The organism is Allobosea sp. P2_B12, assembly GCF_056404835.1.
The window spans coordinates 898,769-917,601 of record NZ_JBFUDG010000001.1 but is presented as its reverse complement, the minus strand read 5'-3'; the positions used below and the strand labels follow the sequence as shown (position 1 = coordinate 917,601).

The 18,833-nt window shown below is 66.1% G+C and carries 16 protein-coding genes; 8 read left to right on the top strand and 8 right to left on the bottom strand.

All coding sequences use genetic code 11. The features are described 5' to 3' along the window. The first annotated feature begins 137 nt into the window (after positions 1-137). From AC1DYU_RS04435 to AC1DYU_RS04425, 3 genes are all read left to right on the top strand, one after another. Positions 138-1,166: a DUF2806 domain-containing protein gene (locus AC1DYU_RS04435; protein ID WP_476790568.1), complete on the top strand. Its 1,029-nt coding sequence runs from the start codon at positions 138-140 to the stop codon at positions 1,164-1,166. 117 nt (positions 1,167-1,283) lie between these two features. Next, the gene (gene cueR / locus AC1DYU_RS04430; RefSeq protein ID WP_158482686.1) at positions 1,284-1,697 is read left to right on the top strand and encodes a Cu(I)-responsive transcriptional regulator; all 414 of its coding nucleotides are present in this window, start codon (positions 1,284-1,286) and stop codon (positions 1,695-1,697) included. 118 nt (positions 1,698-1,815) lie between these two features. Continuing rightward, positions 1,816-3,237 carry a M20 family metallopeptidase gene (locus AC1DYU_RS04425; protein WP_476790567.1) on the top strand — a complete coding sequence of 474 codons (1,422 nt, stop codon included), beginning with the start codon at positions 1,816-1,818 and terminating at the stop codon, positions 3,235-3,237. Positions 3,238-3,258: 21 nt separating this feature from the next. Here the strand turns inward: AC1DYU_RS04425 and AC1DYU_RS04420 are convergent, their stop codons facing one another. The 4 genes from AC1DYU_RS04420 to AC1DYU_RS04405 all read right to left on the bottom strand — a co-directional run bounded on the left by AC1DYU_RS04420 (position 3,259) and on the right by AC1DYU_RS04405 (position 6,466). Then, a complete protein-coding gene (locus tag AC1DYU_RS04420; protein ID WP_476790566.1) occupies positions 3,259-3,858 on the bottom strand; it encodes a YopT-type cysteine protease domain-containing protein in 600 nt (199 codons plus the stop codon). Positions 3,859-3,943: 85 nt separating this feature from the next. Next, the gene (locus AC1DYU_RS04415) at positions 3,944-4,528 is read right to left on the bottom strand and encodes an amino acid synthesis family protein (protein ID WP_476790565.1); all 585 of its coding nucleotides are present in this window, start codon (positions 4,526-4,528) and stop codon (positions 3,944-3,946) included. A gap of 146 nt (positions 4,529-4,674) precedes the next feature. After that, positions 4,675-5,262 (bottom strand): amino acid synthesis family protein, encoded by a 588-nt coding sequence (locus AC1DYU_RS04410; RefSeq protein WP_476790564.1) that lies wholly within the window; start codon positions 5,260-5,262, stop codon positions 4,675-4,677. 13 nt (positions 5,263-5,275) lie between these two features. Beyond that, positions 5,276-6,466, bottom strand: coding sequence for an amidohydrolase family protein (locus AC1DYU_RS04405; RefSeq protein WP_476790563.1), 1,191 nt, complete (start codon positions 6,464-6,466; stop codon positions 5,276-5,278). A gap of 163 nt (positions 6,467-6,629) precedes the next feature. On the opposite strand from AC1DYU_RS04405, the gene AC1DYU_RS04400 reads away from it, so the two are divergent. The 5 genes from AC1DYU_RS04400 (at position 6,630) to AC1DYU_RS04380 (ending at position 13,410) form a co-directional block, all read left to right on the top strand. Further along, positions 6,630-7,142, top strand: coding sequence for a MarR family winged helix-turn-helix transcriptional regulator (locus tag AC1DYU_RS04400; protein ID WP_476790562.1), 513 nt, complete (start codon positions 6,630-6,632; stop codon positions 7,140-7,142). Between the two features lie 98 nt (positions 7,143-7,240). After that, positions 7,241-8,125 (top strand): FAD binding domain-containing protein, encoded by an 885-nt coding sequence (locus AC1DYU_RS04395; RefSeq protein WP_476790561.1) that lies wholly within the window; start codon positions 7,241-7,243, stop codon positions 8,123-8,125. Further along, on the top strand, positions 8,122-10,932 hold the full coding sequence (locus tag AC1DYU_RS04390; protein ID WP_476790560.1) for a molybdopterin-dependent oxidoreductase: 2,811 nt from the start codon (positions 8,122-8,124) through the stop codon (positions 10,930-10,932). Before AC1DYU_RS04395 ends, AC1DYU_RS04390 begins: the two co-directional genes overlap by 4 nt. 14 nt (positions 10,933-10,946) lie before the next feature. Further along, positions 10,947-12,461 (top strand): 6-hydroxynicotinate reductase, encoded by a 1,515-nt coding sequence (locus AC1DYU_RS04385; protein WP_476790708.1) that lies wholly within the window; start codon positions 10,947-10,949, stop codon positions 12,459-12,461. A gap of 67 nt (positions 12,462-12,528) precedes the next feature. Beyond that, positions 12,529-13,410 carry a UPF0280 family protein gene (locus tag AC1DYU_RS04380; RefSeq protein ID WP_476790559.1) on the top strand — a complete coding sequence of 294 codons (882 nt, stop codon included), beginning with the start codon at positions 12,529-12,531 and terminating at the stop codon, positions 13,408-13,410. 120 nt (positions 13,411-13,530) lie between these two features. Here the strand turns inward: AC1DYU_RS04380 and AC1DYU_RS04375 are convergent, their stop codons facing one another. From AC1DYU_RS04375 to AC1DYU_RS04360, 4 genes are all read right to left on the bottom strand, one after another. Next, a complete protein-coding gene (locus tag AC1DYU_RS04375; protein ID WP_476790707.1) occupies positions 13,531-14,232 on the bottom strand; it encodes an ABC transporter ATP-binding protein in 702 nt (233 codons plus the stop codon). A gap of 10 nt (positions 14,233-14,242) precedes the next feature. Further along, positions 14,243-15,013, bottom strand: a complete 771-nt coding sequence (locus AC1DYU_RS04370; RefSeq protein ID WP_476790706.1) for an ABC transporter ATP-binding protein — start codon at positions 15,011-15,013, stop codon at positions 14,243-14,245. A 32-nt stretch (positions 15,014-15,045) separates the two neighbouring features. After that, complete coding sequence (locus AC1DYU_RS04365; protein WP_476790558.1) at positions 15,046-16,932, bottom strand: ABC transporter permease; 1,887 nt, start codon at positions 16,930-16,932, stop codon at positions 15,046-15,048. A 166-nt stretch (positions 16,933-17,098) separates the two neighbouring features. Continuing rightward, positions 17,099-18,316 carry an ABC transporter substrate-binding protein gene (locus AC1DYU_RS04360; protein WP_476790557.1) on the bottom strand — a complete coding sequence of 406 codons (1,218 nt, stop codon included), beginning with the start codon at positions 18,314-18,316 and terminating at the stop codon, positions 17,099-17,101. Positions 18,317-18,833 lie beyond the last annotated feature (517 nt).

Here is an 18,833-nt window from a genome sequence, read left to right as displayed (position 1 = left end):
CGCCTCTGATTCCCTTATGAAGGCCGCTGAAAGCGGAATAGTAGGCTCAACCTCCTGAACATTCGCCAAGGTGACAGGAATCGAGCTATTGTAATTGCTTGTTTCAAAATGCCTTCTATTTTTATTTGGATGGATTCATGGCGAAGTCCCGGACAACTAATGGCGACGTACCGACCATTGGTCTGGAAGCTCGAATTTCTGAGCGCGGCCTCTTATTAAATATAAAAAGCCGTTATTTCTCCGCGAAGGACAGACTTCTTGGCAGTCGCGCCGATAAAGATTCTGTTATAGCCGAAGGGCAGGCGCTTATTTCACAAGCCCAATCAAAGGCGATCGCCGAAGTTATATCGGCAGCCGGGAAAACCTTCGCGAATGTCGTCAAGAATGATCCGCGCTTGGCCGCTGCAATACTAGCAGGATCCGCCGAAAAGTTATTTCAGGAATATACGAACATAAATAGAACATTAGACGAATGCGAAAAAAGTCTGATTGAGATGGAAGCCTCATCGGACGATGGTCACGCTCCGGATGTAGATGTAAGCGATGATTTTCTGGCGCAGATGCGGCAATACGCTGGAATGGCCTCATCTTCTGATATGCAAAGTATGCTGGGAAGAATACTAGCTGGCGAACTACGGATGCCGGGATCAATAAGCAAACGTTCGATTAGACTAATGTTTGAACTTGAACAGGGGGATGTTCGTTTCTTTGAAGATATTGTTAAATACAAATCAGCTCACGGTCGCGATATTTGCCTTCCAGAAGATTTTGTTAAGCACAATTTTCAAAAACTTCTGATGATGCAGCAGGCGGGTCTAATTTCCGATGTCGGCGGAGACATCGGGTTTGATTTAACGCCTGTTGGCAAAGAATTGAAGAGCCATGTTAGGAACGGCGATCTCGTCTTAATATTTGAATACCGCGAACAGAAAGGTTTTCAACTCCTTCCGCTACGCATCAAAATTATTCCTCTAACGCTGTTTGGTGAGGAGATTGCATCTATTCTTCCACGGCCCGATCCAAAATGGTTTATCGATTCGATCATCGAACGGCTGAGTGATAATTTTGACATCTCTCGCGTTGTAAAAGCAAAAATTTTTATGGATGAATCCGAGGAGAAACTTGCGGACCAGCAGGAAGTCTTCGTAAGCGCAAAACGCCAATAAGGTAGAGTAATCGCCCGAATGCACGTTCCATAGAGGCGTTCCCTGACACGCATTGTTCCCCTTATGATACAGTGTCCCTTGGCACCTGCCATGCGTGTGACGGCTGGAGGGCATGCCATGAACATCGGCGAGGCGGCGAAGCGCTCCGGCGTCAGCGCCAAGATGATCCGCTACTATGAGAGCATCGGGCTGATCGACGCTCCGCTGCGGACGCAGGCGCAGTACCGTGTCTACGAGGCGCAGGACGTCCACACGCTGCGCTTCGTCAGGCGCTCGCGCAATCTCGGCTTCTCGCTGGAGGAGAGCCGCGCCCTGCTGGCGCTCTGGCGCGACAAAAGCCGCGCCAGCGCCGACGTGAAGCAGCTCGCGATGAGCCATGTCCGCGATCTCGAAGCGAAGGCTGCCGAATTGCAGGGGATGGCCGACACGCTGCGGCATCTCGCCGAACACTGCCAGGGCGATGCGCGGCCGGATTGCCCGATCCTGAGCGACTTGGCCGCGCCGGCTGGTCGGGCTGAGACCTGCTGCTAACCCCGGCATCTGCCGCGACGCATGGAAACGCCTGGGCATCGCTTCAGCCATGCGTCTGCCGGCTGGACGGGAGAGGCCCGGATTGGTCATATGCCGGCCTGACCAAGGCAGGACCATCATGGACAACCGAAACGATCTCTGGCGCCACGTCGATGCGAACAAGGAACGGCTGATCGCGCTGAGCGATCGGGTCTGGGGCATGCCGGAGGTCTGCTACACCGAGGCGCGCTCATCCGCCGAGCACACCGCGGAGCTGGAGCATCAGGGCTTCCGCGTCACCAAGAACGTCGCCGAGATTCCCACCGCCGTGATCGGCGAGGCCGGTGAAGGTGGCCCCGTGATCGCGTTCATGGGCGAATACGACGCCCTGCCCGGCCTGTCGCAGGAGGCCGGCGTCGCCAGCCACAAGCCGGTCGAGGATGGCGGCCATGGCCATGGCTGCGGCCACAACCTGCTTGGCTCCGCCGCGCTTCTCGCCGCCGTCGCGATGAAGGAGTGGCTCGCCGAGAACAAGCTGCCCGGCCGCGTGCGCTATTATGGCTGCCCGGCCGAGGAAGGCGGCGCGGCCAAGGCCTTCATGGTCCGTGCTGGCGCGTTCGACGACGTCGATGTCGCGATCTCCTGGCATCCGTCGAGCTTCTGGGAGGTGGCCCCGCCGCTGGCCCTCGCCAACACCCGCGCCGATTTCGTCTTCACCGGCCGCACCTCGCATGCCGCCGCAGCCCCGCATCTCGGACGCAGCGCGCTCGATGCGGTCGAACTGATGAATGTCGGCGTCAACTACATGCGCGAGCACATGCCCAGCGATGCCCGCGTGCATTACGCCGTGCTCGACACCGGCGGCATCGCGCCCAATGTCGTGCAGGCCCATGCCCGCGTGCGCTACTCGATCCGGGCTCGCGACCTGCGCGGCATGCTCGAACTCGTGCAGCGCGTGAAGAAGATCGCCGAGGGCGCCGCGCTGATGACCGAGACCAAGATGGAGATGCGCATCGTCTCGGCCGTCTCCGATCTGCTCGGCAACACGCCGCTGGAGCAGGCCATGCATGGCGTCATGGAAGAACTCGGCCCGCCGCATTTCGACGATGCCGACCGTGCCTTTGCGCAAGACATCCGCAAGACGCTGCAGCCGCAGGAGATCGCCTCGATCTGGCGCACCATCGGCATGGAGGATTCAGGCGCGGCGCTGGCCGATTTCCTGGTGCCGCTCGACGCCAAGCGCAACCCGGCGATCGGCTCGACCGATATCGGCGATGTGAGCTGGGCCGTGCCGACCGTGCAGGCCCATGCGCCGACGGTCGCGATCGGCACGCCGTTCCACACCTGGCAGGTGGTGTCGCAGGGCAAGACGCCCGCCGCGCACAAGGCGATGATCCATGTCGCCAAGGCGATGGTGGGAACGGGTGCCGCCGTGCTGCTCGACCCGGCCCTGATGGCCGCGGCCAAGGCCGACCACAAGACGAAGCTTGGCGCGGACGGCTACACCTCGCCGCTGCCGCCCGAGGTCAAGCCGCCGTTGACGATGTCGCTCGGCGGGTGATCTGACGATAGCGGCCGCGGCTTAACGGTCGGCGGCCGCCGTCGTGCGGTGGAATATCGCCGTGGTGGCGTAGAGCGGAATCTTGCGCATGAGGTCGTCGACGATCTCGGCGCAACTGCCATAGGTCCCGACATATTCGCCGATATTCGGATCGAAGACGTGGATCTTCTGGTCGAAGCCGTAGGGCTGCGGCTCCATCCGGTTGAACCCGGCGATGGCGTGGCCACCGCCGCCGGCAAAGCGCATCGACCATGTCGCGGCGGCACCGGGTGCGCGCAGATCGTCTGACATTTTCTGGATCATGCCGCTGCGGCCGACGTGCAGCTTCATGTCGACGAAGGTCTGCTCGTCGAAGTCGATGCCGACGCGCGCGCCCATATGGCGTCGCGCATCGTCGCGGCCGAGCACCTTGCGCAGCTTGCCGTAGCGGCGCTGGTGGCTCTCGGCCCGGCCGAAATCTACCGCGAGCGCCTGCAGTCGATTGCGCGGCGACGCCCCCGGCGCCTGAAACAGGGATTCCAGCCAGAGGTCGCAAAGCGCGACGCAGACGCCATTGCGCGTCTCGGGGTCGGCTGCGTTCAGGAAGTTCCCCTGATGGAAGCCGGTGAGCGTGAATGTCATCGAGGGGACTCCGTCTCGCCAAGCGATCATGCCTCGCGGGGTAGTCTCCTCAACCTGCCTTCAGGTTTCGCCGCGCGACGAAATTTCAGCGCAGCCCATCCTCGCCCTTGATCTGATCCGTGGTCAGTCCGCCGATGCGCGGCAGGGGGCGGCCGGAATCGGTCACGGCGATCGCGACCAGGATCTCGCCAGCGCGCGGCGCGTCCGTTACCCGGACTTCGACGGCGTCGAAATGCGATCGGACGAAGGCCGCGTCCTTGTGGCCGAGCGGCACGTCGATCGGCGTGCCGAGTCCGCCACGCTTCTTCGCCGAAGGGATCAGCGCCGGGCCCTTGCCGAGCGCGGCGCGAACCGGCGTGCCCATTTTGGGATGCAGGATCGCTGCGGCATGCTCAAGCTCGCCGCCCTCGCCGACGATCGCGGCCTTGCCGAAGCTCTCGGCCTGGCCGGGCTCGATACCGAGCGCCGCGAGGCAACGCTTGGTCAGGAGATCGCCGAGTTCGACACCTATCTCGGTCAGTTCCGAGAGGTCCTCCTGATACCGCCCGGCAAAGGGGTTGGCGATCACCGCGACGGCGACGGCGCGGCGCGTCGGCGGCGCGATCGTCTTGCCGGATTCGATAAGGGTTTCATCGACTTGCGTCAGGATCTTGCGGATGTTGGCGGGCATGGTGGACGGCTCCGGGCGATCTTAGGTTTCCGCGTCATGGTCGGGCTTGTCCCGACCATCCACGTCTTCCTTTGGCGAGGGCGGTGTTCAAGACGTGGATGCTCGGCACAAGGCCGAGCATGACGGGAAGGGCGGCATCATAGCCGTCACCGTTGCCCGTCCCAGACGCTGATCTGGTCGGCGCGCAGGCCGCCGACGCGCTCATGGATGCGGGCGCCCGTGGTCATCACCAGGATCAGGACCATCTCGTCGGCCTGGGGCGAGCCGGACACGCCGATCTCGACCGCGCCGAAATGGCTGCGAACATAGGCCGCGTTGATATGGGTGACGGGGATATCGATGCGGGCGCCCGGCCCCGCCACCTTCTTGGTCGAAGGCACGATCGCCTTGGCGTTGCCGAGGATTTCGCGCATCGCGTAGCCGCCGGGCACATGCCAGAGCGCGCCATGCTCCAGCTCGCCGGCCGAGCCGATGATGGCGCCCTTGCCGTAGCCCTCGACGGCTTTCGGATCGCCGCCGAGGGCGTTGAGGCAGCGCGTCGCCATCTCAAGTCCGGCGCCTTTCAGCGCCTCCATCATCGGCAGGATGTCGGGTTCGTAGCGGCCGGCATAGGGGTTGGTCAGCACGGCGCAGACCGAGGCGATGCGCTCGGTGCGACCGGGCAAGGGGCCGAATTCGTGGAAGATTTCCTCGACGGAGGTCTGGATGCGGCGGATTTCGATCAGGTCGGTCATGCGTCGCGTCCTGTCACAGCACGACAGGCGCGGTGCGGGACGGCGGCGTCGAACGCGAGCGTCCCGTCCGAACCAGCCCGTCGATCACCACCATGCCGATACCGGGAATATCGCCGAGCGAAACCGCCTCCAGCAGATCCTTTCCGGAGGAATGCTGCGGCTTGTCGAGGAACACGAAATCGGCCGGATAGCCCTCGGCGATCAGGCCCGCATCGAGCGAGCGCTTGCGGGCGACATTGCCGGTGGCGAGGCAGAAGGCCTGCTCGGCCGGCAGGCCGCCGAGGCTCGCCAGCAGCGTGATCATCCGCAGGATGCCGTTGGGCTGGACGCCGGAGCCAGCGGGCGCATCGGTGCCGATCAGCACATCGGCGAGACGCCCTGCTTCCAGCGCCGCTTCGAGCGCCACGAGCGCCGAGCGCTCATTGCCGTTATGGACGACTTCGAGCGCGCCTTTCGCCTGTTCGCAGAGGATGCGGATATCGGCATGGGCGATCGAGGTCGGCCCGCCATTGATATGGCTGACGACGTCGGGCTGAGCCTCCAGCACGTCGTCCTTGTTGACGAAATGCGAGCCGGCGATCGAGGGCCCGCCGGTGTGCATGATGGTCTCGAGCCCGATCTCGCGGCACCACTCCGTGACGCGCCTGGCATCGGCGCCCTTGGCGACGGTGCCGAGCCCGATCTCGCCGATATGGCGGATGCCGAGCGCCTTCAGCTCCTCGAAGACCTCGCGGCCGAAGTCGAGCTCCGCCACCGGCGCGCCGGCGAGAACCTTGGCACCGGCGGGGCGGAAGTTCTGGAAGCAGCGCTGCGCCGTCACGGCCAGCGCCTTGACGCCGATGGCATCCTTGGGCCGGCCCGGCAGATGTACCTCGCCGGCCGAGACCAGCGTGGTGACGCCGCCATTCACCCCCATCTCGATCCAGCCGAGCTGGTTCTGACGCGGCGTCCAGTCGCCGAAGACAGGGTGGCAATGCGAGTCGATCAGCCCCGGCGACAACGCAGAGCCCTTGGCATCGATGATCTGGTCGGCACCCGAGAGGTCGAGATCGGCGGCTTTGCCGACTGCGGTGATGCGGCCATCGACGGCGATGATCGTATCGGCGTCGAGGATCGGCTTGGCGAGATCGCCCGAGAGCAGCAGCCCGATATTGCGGACCACCAGCTTGCCCTTGGCGCCCCCCACCGCGACGTCGTGAGCCATCTGGTTCTCCGTAGCGGAACAGCCGCCGATCCCGCGCCATGGGACAAGCCGCGATTGCATGTGTAATAACAATCATGGACAGCGCGGTGGCGGCTGGCAAGAGGCAGGGCCTTGGCCCGCCTCCCCGGTCTCGCGACGTCGTCCCAAGGAGGCGTGGCGGACGATGACAAGCAGCGAGACCAGCGCCACCGACGTCGCGAGCGAGCCGGCAACCGAAGCCGCGCCACGACCGCGCAAGGCGGCCGGGCCTGTCGCGGCTTCCAACAGCTACGTCCTCGACGAGCAGGTCGGCTTCCTGATGCGGCGGGCGCAGCAGCGCCATATCGCGATCTTCCAGCGCATCATGGGCGATGAAGGCCCGACCCCGACGCAGTTCGCCGCGATGTCGAAACTGAGCGGCGGCGAGGAAATTTCGCAAAACCACCTCGGCCGCATGACCGCGATGGACCCGGCGACGATCAAGGGCGTCATCGCCCGGCTGGAGGAGCGCGGCATGGTCGAGCGACGGCCCGATCCCGACGACCAGCGCCGCGTCCGTGTTCGGCTGACGCCGATGGGGCTCGAGGCGATTCCGGGGTTGATCGAGAAGGCTCGCGCCATCACCGCAGCGACGCTTTCGCCGCTGTCGCGTGAGGAGGCGGAGCGCCTGCTGGGGCTGTTGGCGCGTCTGGATTGAGCAGCGGCTGCCTGCAAAATCCGCTTGCGCCAGCTTGTTTGTATACTAACAATAATCAGCGAGGTTTTGTAAGCCGTCACACCGGATGGGAGCTGGCCATGACGCGCTATCTGCGACCCCGGACGCTGGACGAGGCGCTCGCGCTGCGCGCCGACGCGACCGGCTCTTCGGCCCTGACGATCCTGGCCGGTGGCACCGATGTCTATCCGGTGCGGACGCATCGCGCCGCCTGGTTCGAACCCCACAGAAGCGATGTGCTCGATCTCAGCGCCGTACCCGAGCTTGGCGGGATCAGCCATGACGTGCATGGCACCCGCATCGGCGCGACTGCAACCTGGAGCGCTATAGCAAGCGCCGCGCTTCCGCCCGCTTTCGCGGCGCTGAAGCAGGCGAGCCGTCAGGTCGGCGGCGTTCAGATCCAGAATCGTGGCACGGTCGGCGGCAATCTCTGCAACGCCTCTCCCGCGGCCGATGGCATGCCGCCGCTGCTGGCCCTGGATGCCCAGGTCGAGCTTGCCAGTCTGCGCGGGCGCCGGCGCCTGCCGCTGGCCGACTTCGTGCTTGGCAACCGCCGCACCGCGCTCGCCGCCGATGAGATTCTGATGGCGGTCCATGTCCCGCCTCATACGGAGCAGGCGCGTTCGACCTTCCTGAAGCTCGGTGCTCGGGCCTATCTGGTGATCTCGATTGCCTCAGTCGCAGCCGTGGTTGCGACCGACGCGGCGGGACGGATCGCCTCGGTGCAGATCGCGCTCGGGGCCTGTTCGGCCGCGCCGCTGCGCCTGACCAGCCTTGAGGCGCGGCTTGTCGGCGAACCGGCTACGCCTGCCCTGGCCGAAACCGTGTCGGCGGCCGATCTCGCCTCGCTGTCACCGATTGACGATGTCCGCGCCAGCGCCGCTTATCGTCGCGAGGCTGCGCTGGTGCTGGTGCGCCGGGCGATTGCCGGTTTGCTTGCCTCTCCGCTGGAGGTCGCCGCGTGAACGTCCATGGTCGCTCCGCCCTCGCCGCGCCCCCTATCGACGATGCCATCGGCTTCAGCCTGAATGGCTGCGACGTCATCCTGCGCAATGCCCCCGACACCCGCCTGAGCGAGGCGCTTCGGACGGGCCTCGGTGCGACCGGAACCAAGATCGGCTGCGATGCCGGCGATTGCGGCGCCTGCACCGTGCTGATCGACAAGGCGCAGGCCTGCGCCTGCCTCGTGCCGGTCGGGCAGGTCGAGGGTTGCGAGGTCGTGACCGTCGAGGGACTTGGCGAGCATGCGCTTGGCGCCGCCTTGCAGCGGGCCTTTCAGGCCCATGGCGCGGCCCAGTGCGGCATCTGCACGCCGGGCATGCTGATGGCGGCCTATGATCTGTTGCTGCGCAATCCGACGCCCGATGAGAGCGAGACACTGGATGCTCTCGGCGGCGTGCTGTGCCGCTGCACCGGTTATCTCAAGATCGTCGAGGCGGTGCGGGATGCGCATCGGTTCGTCGAAGGCGAGACATCGGCACCTCACCTTGCCCCGTCCCTGCGGGAGGGAGCGGGGGTTGCCTCGATCGGCACGCGTATTGCGCGTCTCGACGGCGAGCCCAAGGTCGCGGGCACCGAGATTTACGGTGCCGACGCGGCGCCGGACGATGCGCTCTGGCTGCGGGCCTTGCGCTCGCCCCATCCGCGCGCCCGCTTCACGCTGGGCGATCTCGATGCCTTCGTCGCGACGCGGCCGGGGCTGGTGCGGGTTTTCACGGCAAAGGACGTGCCGGGCGAGAACTCCTTCGGGATCTATCCGCATCTCAAGGACCAACCGGTGTTCTCGACCGGCGAGACGCGCTATCGCGGCGAATGCGTGCTCGCCATCGTCGGCGAGAAGGAGGCCGTCGAGGCCGTCCGGATGGACGAATTTCCGATCGCATGGGAGCCCCTGCACCCGATGATCGGCAGCAAGGCCGCGTTGGCCGAGACCGCCTTCAGCCTGCATGATTTCGTGCCGGACAATGTGCTGACGCGCGGCCGGGTCGAGCGTGGCGATGTCGAGGCCGGTTTTGCGGAAGCTGCCCATGTCACGAGTGGCGCCTTCGAGACCGGCTTCGTCGAGCACGCCTATATCGAGCCCGAAGCTGGCTATGCGAAGCGCGTCGGCGAGACGATCGAGGTCTTCGCCTGCACGCAAGCGCCCTATATGGACCGCGACGAGGTCGCGCGCGTCATCGGCCTGCCGCTGGAGAGCGTCCGCATCCTGCCCTCGGCTTGCGGTGGCGGTTTCGGCGGCAAGCTCGATGTCTCGTTGCAGCCGATGCTGGCGGTCGCAGCCTGGGTGCTCGACCGCCCGGTGCGCTGCGTCTTCGGGCGGATCGAATCGATGATCTCCTCGACCAAGCGCCATCCCTCCTCGATCCAGTCAAAGGCCGCCTGCGATGCTGAGGGGCGGCTCGTGGCCTATGCGATGGACGGCGATTTCGATACCGGGGCTTATTCCTCCTGGGGGCCAACGGTCGCGGGACGCGTGCCGGTGCATGCGACCGGCCCCTACAAGGTGCCCCATGTCCGCAACCTGTCGCGGGCGATCTACACCAATGGGCCGCCATCGGGTGCGTTTCGTGGTTTCGGCGTGCCGCAGGCCGCCATCGCGCAGGAGACGCTGTTCGACGATCTCGCGGCGGCGACGGGGATCGACCGTCTCGAATTCCGGCTGATCAACGCGATCCGGGCCGGCGATACGACACCCTGCGGCCAACTGCTCGAAGCCAGCGCGGGCCTCGCCGAATGCCTCGAGGAACTGAAGCCACACTGGCAGGCGCTGCTGGCCGATGCCGCCGCCTTCAATGCCGGCGAGGGCCGGACGCGTCGTGGCGTCGGCATCGGCTGCATGTGGTACGGCATCGGCAATACCGGCATGTCCAACCCCTCGACCATGCGGGTGACGCTGTCGCGGGATGGCCGTCTGACCTTCTGGAACGGCGCGGTCGATATCGGCCAGGGCTCGACCACGGTGCTGACCCAGATCGCGGCGGATGCGCTGGGAGTGCCCGTCGAGCACTTTGAACTCGTCATCGGCGACACCTTCCGCACCTTCGACGCCGGCAAGACCTCGGCCTCGCGCCAGACCTTCGTCTCCGGCCGGGCCGCGGAGGCAGCGGCCGCCGCGCTTCGCGCCGAGATCCTGCGCCTGACCAATGCCGGACCAGCGGCGAAGCTGGCGCTCGACGGGACAAGCGTGACGGTCGAGGAGAACGGCGTCGTCGCGCGCATCGATCTCGCCACCCTCCCCGCCAAGGCCGACGGCACCGTGCTCGAAGGCATCGGCAGCTTCGATCCGCCGACCGTTCCGCTCGACGAGAAGGGCCAGGGCGTGCCCTATGCCACGTATGGCTTCGCCGCACAGATCGCATCGCTCGACGTCGATCTCGACCTCGGCACGATCAGGCTCAACCGCATCGTCGCGGCCCATGACGTCGGCCGCGCGATCAACCCCATGCTGGTCGAGGGCCAGATCCATGGCGGCATCGCCCAGGGCATCGGGCTGGCGCTGCTGGAGGAATATCTGCCCGGCCGGACGGAGAACCTGCACGACTACCTGATCCCGACGGCCGGCGACGTGCCACCGATCGACATCATCCTGGTCGAGGACCCCGAGCCGCTGGGCCCCTCCGGCGCCAAGGGCATCGGCGAGCCGGCGCTGGTGCCGACCGCGCCGGCGATTCTCGGCGCGATCCGGCATGCGACCGGCGTGATACCGCGCCAGGTGCCCGTACTGCCGCACCGTCTTTGGGAATTGCTGCGCGAGAAGGAGGGCCGCTCGTGAACGAGCTCAACCCCATGCCGGCGCAAAGCGATGTGCTGGCCGAGCGCTCGCGCAAATTCGGCGTTGCCGAGGGGCAGGACGGCATCGTGCGCTGCGATGCCTGCCCGGTTCTGTGCCGGATCAGGCCCGGCCGCGCCGGCGCCTGCTCGCGCTATGCCAATGAGAACGGGCTGCTGGTCCGCACCGACCCGGTCCTGCTCCTGGCGGAGGCGGTGAGCGAAGGACAGCATGTCGTCCCCTTCGCGGAGAACGCCGAGGATTGGGCCGGCGACATCCTGCCGGGGAACCGGACCTTCGTCACCGGCATCGGCTCCGGCACGACCTATCCCGATTACAAGCCAGCGCCGTTCATCGTCTCGTCGCAGCATGAGGGCGTCGATACGGTCACGGTGGTGACGGAGGGCATCTTCTCCTATTGCGGCGTCAAGGTGAAGATCGACACCGACCGGCATCTCGGCCCGGAGACGGCGGCGGTGCGCGCCAATGGCGAGCAGATCGGCCATGTCACCACGGCCGAATACGGTTCGCAGATGCTCTCCATCGGCGGCGTGCGCCATCTCACCGGCGGCTCGAAGAAGGAGGGCAACGCCACTTGCGAGGCGATGCTGAAGCTCAGCAATGGCGAGGCGGTCGAACTCACCATCGATGGCGGCCATGGCGTCGTCGTCCAGGCCGGCCAGGCCCCGATCGTCGACGGCAAGCCGGAGACGCGGATGCGCGTCGGCTGCGGCTCGGCCACGGTCGGCATCTTCGCGCAGCAATGGCAGGGCCATGTCGACGAGGTCATCGTCGTCGACGACCACATCACCGGCGTGCTGACAGAGCATCAGGCCGGACGCGTGCTCGACATGAAGCCCGCCGGCATCCGCGTGCGCGGCCGCAAATCGACGCCCGGCCGCTATTTCCAGGTCGCCGAACCCGGCCTGGGCTGGGGCGGCACCGACATCACCGATCCGCTCGCGATCATCCAGAAGATCGACCCCGCACTGGCCTGGCCGGGCATGCGGCTGCTGATGACATCCACGACCGGCGAAGATTCGGCCTTCTTCGTGCTAGATCATGACCTGATCCCGATTGAGGCGAAGATGCCGCCGGAGGTCCGGCAGGTGGTCGATCGCATCGGCGAGAATTGTGAGCCCTCGCTCTGTACCGTCACCTTCGTCGCCGGGGCCGGCGGTTCGCTTCGCGCCGGTGTCACCGAGAACCCGGTGCTGCTGACGCGCTCGGTTCAGTCAGGCACGACGCGGGTGACGATGGGCGGCGCGCCGGTCTATGTCTGGCCGGGCGGCGGGATCACCGTGATGGTCGATGTGCTGCGCATGCCGAAGAACGCCTTCGGCTATGTGCCGACCCCGGCGATCGTCGCGCCGATCGAATTCACCCTGTCGCGCGAACTCTATCTCGCCTCGGGCGGCCATGCCGACGAGATCGTCCCGGTCGAGCAGGTGCTGCGGGAGCATGGCGGGCAAGCGCGGATCGAAGGTGGCGCGCCGGAGAACCCCTGGCCGCTCAGGCGCGATGCCGGCTGAGCGCGCCGCGACTTTCCCTTGTCACCCGGCGAGGCTCTAGAATGATCGCTCCTGCAAGGGGCATGGGATGAAGACCCATCAGCGCGCGCATCTGGCCGATCGCCGCCTGCATCTGCAGGAGGGCCCGATCGATCTCGTCATCGCGGCCTTTGGCGGGCCGCGGGCGGTGGCGTGCGCCTATGCCGCCGCCGAGGACCGCTTCGAAGGGCTGCTGGCCGAACTGGTCAGCGAACTGCGCCTGCTGCGCCAGCCGCTTGACCACCAGCCACCGTCGCTGAGGGGAGCGACGGCGCAGCGGATGGCCCGAGCCTGCTGGGTCTTCCGCAGCCACTACATCACGCCGATGGCGGCGGTGGCCGGCGCGGTGGCGGACACGATCCTGATCGCCATGGTCGAGGCCTCGCCCAAGCTGGAGCGCGCCTATGTCAATAATGGCGGCGACATCGCGGTGCATCTGACGCCGGACAACCCCCTCGATATCGGCGTCGTGCCGTCGCTGGCGAAAGCCTATCCGGAGGGCTTCCTTCGGCTCGAGGCGGACAGCCCAGCGCGCGGCATCGCGACGTCGGGCTGGCGCGGCCGATCGTTTTCGCTCGGCATTGCGGATGCCGTCACGGTGCTGGCGCGCAGCGCGGCCGAGGCCGACGCGGCAGCGACGATCATCGCCAACGCGGTCGATGTGAAGGATGCCGGCATCATCCGCCGGCCGGCGCAGGAGCTCGACCCCGACAGCGATCTCGGGGATCTGCGCGTCACGGTCGATGTCGGGCCGCTTTCGCCCGAGGCGATCGCCGCGGCGCTGAAGAACGGGCTCGGGATGGCGCGGGCGCTGCTGGCCGAGGGGCTGATCGAGGGCGCGCTGCTGGCGCTGGCAGGCGAATGGCGTAGCGTTGGCGGTGTCGTGGCCGCCTTGCCGTCACCCGATCCGGCGCGTCATGGTCGGGCTTGACCCGACCATCTCAGGACAAGCGAGCTTCGTTCTGAGCGAGATTCTCGGGTCGGCGCGGAGTTTATCCTTGGGCCGATCGAAGATCGAACCCGAGGGCGTCGCCCGAGAATGACGGCGCAACTACACCGACAGATATTGCGACCTGACCGCCTCGTTGCCCTTCAGCTCGTCCATCGTGCCGGTGAAGCGGATGACGCCCTTTTCGATGATGGCGGCGCGGTCGGCGACATTGCCGGCGAAGTGCAGGTTCTGTTCCGAGATCAGCACGGTCAGCCCCTCGGCCTTCAGCGCCAGGATGGTCTTCGCCATCTCCTCGACGATGACCGGCGCCAGCCCCTCCGACGGTTCGTCGAGCAGCACCAGCCTGGGATTGCCCATCAGCGTGCGCGCGATGGTCAGCATCTGCTGCTCGCCGCCCGACATCGCGCCGCCCGCCCGGTCGCGCATGCGGCCGAGATTGGGGAAGAGCGCAAACAGCCGGTCGGGCGTCCAATGCGGCGCGTCGCTGCGCGCCGGGCGCTGGGCGACCGAGAGGTTCTCCATCACACTGAGCTCGGAAAAGACGCGCCGGTCCTCCGGCACATAGCCGATCCCCAGACGCGCGATCTCGAAGGGCTCGCGTCCGTCGATCCGCTGCCCCTCGAAGCTGACCGTTCCGCCGGCCGGCGGCACCAGCCCCATGATCGCCTTCATCGTGGTCGACTTGCCGGCGCCGTTGCGGCCCATCAGGGCCAGAACCTCGCCGCGGTTCATCGCGAAGGTCACGCCCTGCAGGATATGGGCGCGGCCGTAATAGGCGTCGAGCGCAGCGATCTCGAGCATGCCACTCACGCTAATGCCCTCCCGACGTTGCGCCGGTGCCAAGATAGACGGCGCGGACATTGGGATCCTGGCGCACCTCCTCGGCCGTGCCATGCGCGATCAGGCGACCGCGATCGAGCACGATGACGCTGTCGGAATGGGTAAAGACGACATCCATGTCGTGCTCGGTGAAGAGCACGGCGATGCCCTTGGCAGCGGCGATGTCGGCGGTCAGCGCCATCAATTCGATACGCTCGCGCGGCGCCATGCCGGCGGTGGGCTCGTCCATCAGCAGGAGTTTCGGCTGGTTGGCGAGCGCGACCGCCAACTCGACGCGCTTGAGATCGCCATAGGCCAGAACGCCGCAGGCCCGCTCGGCCTGGGCGGCCATGCCGACCTGGGCGAGCAGCGCGTCGGCGGCCTCGCGATGGCGGTCGCGCGCCCGCCCGAAGGGGCTCCAAATTTCGCCGGCATGGGAGATCAGCGCCATCTGGACGTTTTCGCGCACCGTCATCGAGGTGAAGGTCGCGGTGATCTGGAAGGTGCGGCCGACGCCCATGCGCCAGACATTGCGCGGCTTCATGCCGGTGATCGGCCGACCCGCCAGCAGCACCTGCCCGCCATCGGGCCTGAGCTGGCCGTTGAGCATATTGAAGCAGGTGGTCTTGCCGGCGCCGTTGGGGCCGATCAGCGCCAGCATGGTGCCGGGCAGAACCGAGAATGAAACGCCGTCGACAGCACGGACACCGCCGAAGGATTTGGCGAGATCGCGCACGACGAGGACGGGCTCGCTCGCGGCCACTGCGCTCGCGATCTGTGCTGGCGAGACCGCGGTCATGGACGTGCCTCGACCAGCGTAGCGGCCGGTTCCGGCTCCTTTCGCCAGCGTTCGCGCAAGGCCAGCCCGGCCCCGACAAGCCCGCGCGGGAAGAGCACGACGAGCAGCACGATCGAAAGCCCCAGCACGAAGCGCCAGTACATCGTCAGCTTCATCAACTGCTCGCTGAGCCCGGCATAGGCGAAAGCGCCGATGATTGGGCCCGAGACGGTCTGGACGCCGCCGAGCAGCACCATCAGCAGCGCATCGACCGAGCGCGGGATCGCCATATAGGTCGGGAAGACCGAGCCCTTGAAGAAGGCGAAGAGCCCGCCCGCAATGCCGGCGCAAAACGCCGCGACCGCAAACGCGACCCACTGGATGCGAACGACGTCGAGCCCGATCGCCTCGGCCCGCAGCGGGTTGTCGCGCGCGGCGCGCAGGCCATAACCGAAGGGCGAGAAGATCGTCAGCCGCAGCGCCACGATCGAGGCCGCGCAGACCGCCAGCGTCAGGTAGTAATAAGCCGGCTTCGAGACGGCCCAGGCTGAGGGCCAGACACCGAGGATGCCGTTGTCACCGCCGGTGAGATCGACCGACTGGAAAGCCGTGGCCCAGGCGATCTGTGCAAACGCAAGCGTCAGCATGGCCAGATAGACGCCCGACAGCCGCACGCAGAACCAGCCGAAGACCACGCCGGCGATGCCCGCCAGGAAGGGCGCGAGCAGCAGCGCCGGCTCCATCGGTGCACCGAGCCATTTGACCGCGAGCGCCGCGCCATAGGCGCCCAGCCCGAAATAGGCAGCGTGACCGAAGGAGGCCATGCCGCCCGGCCCCATCATGAAGTGCAGGCTTGCGGCAAAGAGCGCGAAGATGACGAGTTCGGTCAGCGTCAGCAGGATGTGATCGGGTGCCACCAGCGGCGCGAGCGCGAGGATGATCAGCCCGATCAGCCCGGCAAGCTTGGTCAGGCCATCGGCCGGCAGCAGCAGCGGCTCGGCAGGACCATGGGCGCGTTGATGGCCGACCGGAGCCTTGCCCATCAGGCCATAGGGCTTCACCACCAGCACCACCGCCATGACGAGGAAGACCAGGACAAGCGTGATCTTTGGAAAGATCAGGATGCCGAAGGCGTGCAGGATGCCGATCAGCACGGCGGCGAGATAGGCGCCGGTGACGCTGCCGAGCCCGCCGACGACCACGACGACGAAGGCCTCCGAGATCATCGACAGATCCATGTGCAGCGTCACGGCCTCGCGCGGCAACTGCAGCGCGCCGCCCAGTCCCGCCAGCATCGAGCCGAAGGCGAAGACCGAGGTGAAGAGCAGGCGCTGGTTGACGCCGAGCGCGCCGACCATCTCGCGATCCTGCGTCGCGGCCCGCACGAGGGTGCCCCAGCGCGTCTTCTGGAACAGCAGCCAGAGGATCAAGAGCACGAGCGGCCCGACCGCGATCAGGAACAGTTCATAGGTCGGGAAGCGGTTGCCGAAGAGGATGACGAAGCTCTTGAAGCCCGGCGCGCGCGGCCCGATCTTGTCCTCGGCGCCCCAGAGGCCGAGCGCGACATCCTGCAGCATCAGCACGACGCCGAAGGTCGCGAGTAACTGGAACAGTTCCGGCGCCTGGTAGATCCGCCTGAGGATCAGCACCTCGATCACCACGCCGATGAGCCCGGTCAGCACCGCCGCCAGCAGCACTCCGCCCCAGAAGCCGAGCGCATCAGTCGGCCCGAAGCGCCCGACCAGCGTCCAGGCCAGATAGGCGCCGAGCATGTAGAGCGAGCCATGGGCGAAGTTCACGATCCGCGTCACGCCGAAGATGATCGACAGGCCCGACGCGACGAGGAACAGCGACGAGGCCGAGGCCAGGCCGTTCAGCGTCTGGTTGAGGATGAGGTCGATCATGCTGACGATGCCTTGGGCCAAAGCTCTGCCGTCATCCCGGGCAAGCGCAGCGCAGACCCGGGATCCATCGTAGAGCTCGGAGCCCTCCGATGCATCCCGGATCGGCGCGGCTTCACCGCTTGTCCGGGATGACGGAGGTTCATGAGCCGGATAGTCTGAACTCCTGCTAACCCGCCGGGCGCAGCAGCTTCACCTCGGCGTCGCTCGGCAGGTATTTCGCGCCGTCGCGATAGCTCCAGTCGACCATCACGCCCTTGCCGTCCTTGAGCGCGGTCTTGCCGACGAAGGCGCCGAGCGTCGACTGGTGGTCGACGGCGCGGTATTCGGCGGCGCCGAAGGCGGAGGCGAACTTCAGGCCTTTCAGCGCATCGACGAGCTTCTCGGTATCGGTCGAGCCGGCCTTTGTCAGCGCGGCGGCGATCGAGTTCATCGTGTCGAAGCCGACGATCGAGCCCAGCCGCGGATAGTCGCTGAACTTGGCCTTATAGGCCTCGTAGAACTTGGTGTGCTCGGGTGTCTTCAGGTCTGCATGGGGGTAGCCGGTGACGATCCAGCCGACCGGGGCCTCCGCGCCGAGCGGATCGAGATATTCCGGTTCGCCGGTCAACATCGAGACCACCGTTCTGCCTTCGAAAAGCCCGCGCGTGTTGCCCTGGCGGACGAAATTGGTCAGGTCGCCGCCGAAGGTGACGTTGAAGATCGCGTCGGGCTTGGAGGCTTCCAGCGCCTGCACGGTGGCACCAGCATCGATGCGGCCGAGCGCCGGGAACTGCTCGGCGACGAACTCGACATCGGGCTTGGCCTTCTTGAGCAGGTCCTTGAACCATTTCACCGCGGACTGGCCGTATTCGTAGTTCGGCGCGACGATCGCCCATTTCTTGGCGGAGAGCTTGGCGGCCTCTTCGACCAGCATCGCGGCCTGCATGTAGGTCGAGGGCCGCAGGCGGAAGGTGTAGCGATTGCCCTTGGCCCAGACGACGGCGTCCGACAGCGGCTCGGAGGCCACATAGAGCTTCTTGTTCTGCAAGGCGAAATCGGCAATGGCGAGGCCGACATTGGAGAGGAATCCGCCCGAGAGCAGATCGACCTTCTCGGCGTTGATCAGGTCGCCGGCATGGCGCACCGCGTCCTCGGGCTTGCCGGCATCGTCACGGAAGATCGTCTCGATCTTGCGGCCGAGCACGCCGCCGCCGGCATTGATCTGCTCCAGCGCCAGCTCCCAGCCCTGGCGATAGGGCTTCAGGAAGGCCGGCTGGGCGGTGTAGCTGTTGATCTCGCCCACCTTGATGGGCCCTGCCCCCTGCGCCCGCACCAGAGACGGGGCCGCGATGATGGTGGCTCCGGCGGAGGCGCCGGCCAGAAAACTCCGACGGTCGATCGTCATCGCTGTTCCCCATGTCTGGCCCGGTGGCGGATGCCCCGGGTTTCTTGGACAGATTGGCTCTCGGACAGATGTCGCATGCCGTCAACCTTGCGTCAGCCGGCAAATTCATTTGTATGCCTATGAATTTGAATAGGCCCAAACTGCGTGTCAACGCCTAAAAAGCGGCACGGGCCGGGACTGCCCCGAGGCGGTTTCAGCAGGTGGGCAGCGGCTGAAATCCGCACAAGTCGCGCGAGACAGCGCCTCTGGCAGCGCATGCTCAAAAAATAGGACAATGATGCTGCCCTTTTGCGCTTGCGAGCCGGGCTCCCCGCACCTATGTCTCACGCACCGCAGCAGCGATGCTGCGTCGCCCTCCTTGGGCGTTTCCTCCCTAGACTTGGGCTGCGCTCACGCGCGGCCCTTTTTTCTTTCCGGGTGCGTCTGGGCCGTCGGCGTGTCCTGCTTGTCAGCGGCGGTCCTGAAACCACGGCGTTCCGCCAAAGGCGGCGTCGACGCGCAAACGCTGCTCGGCGGC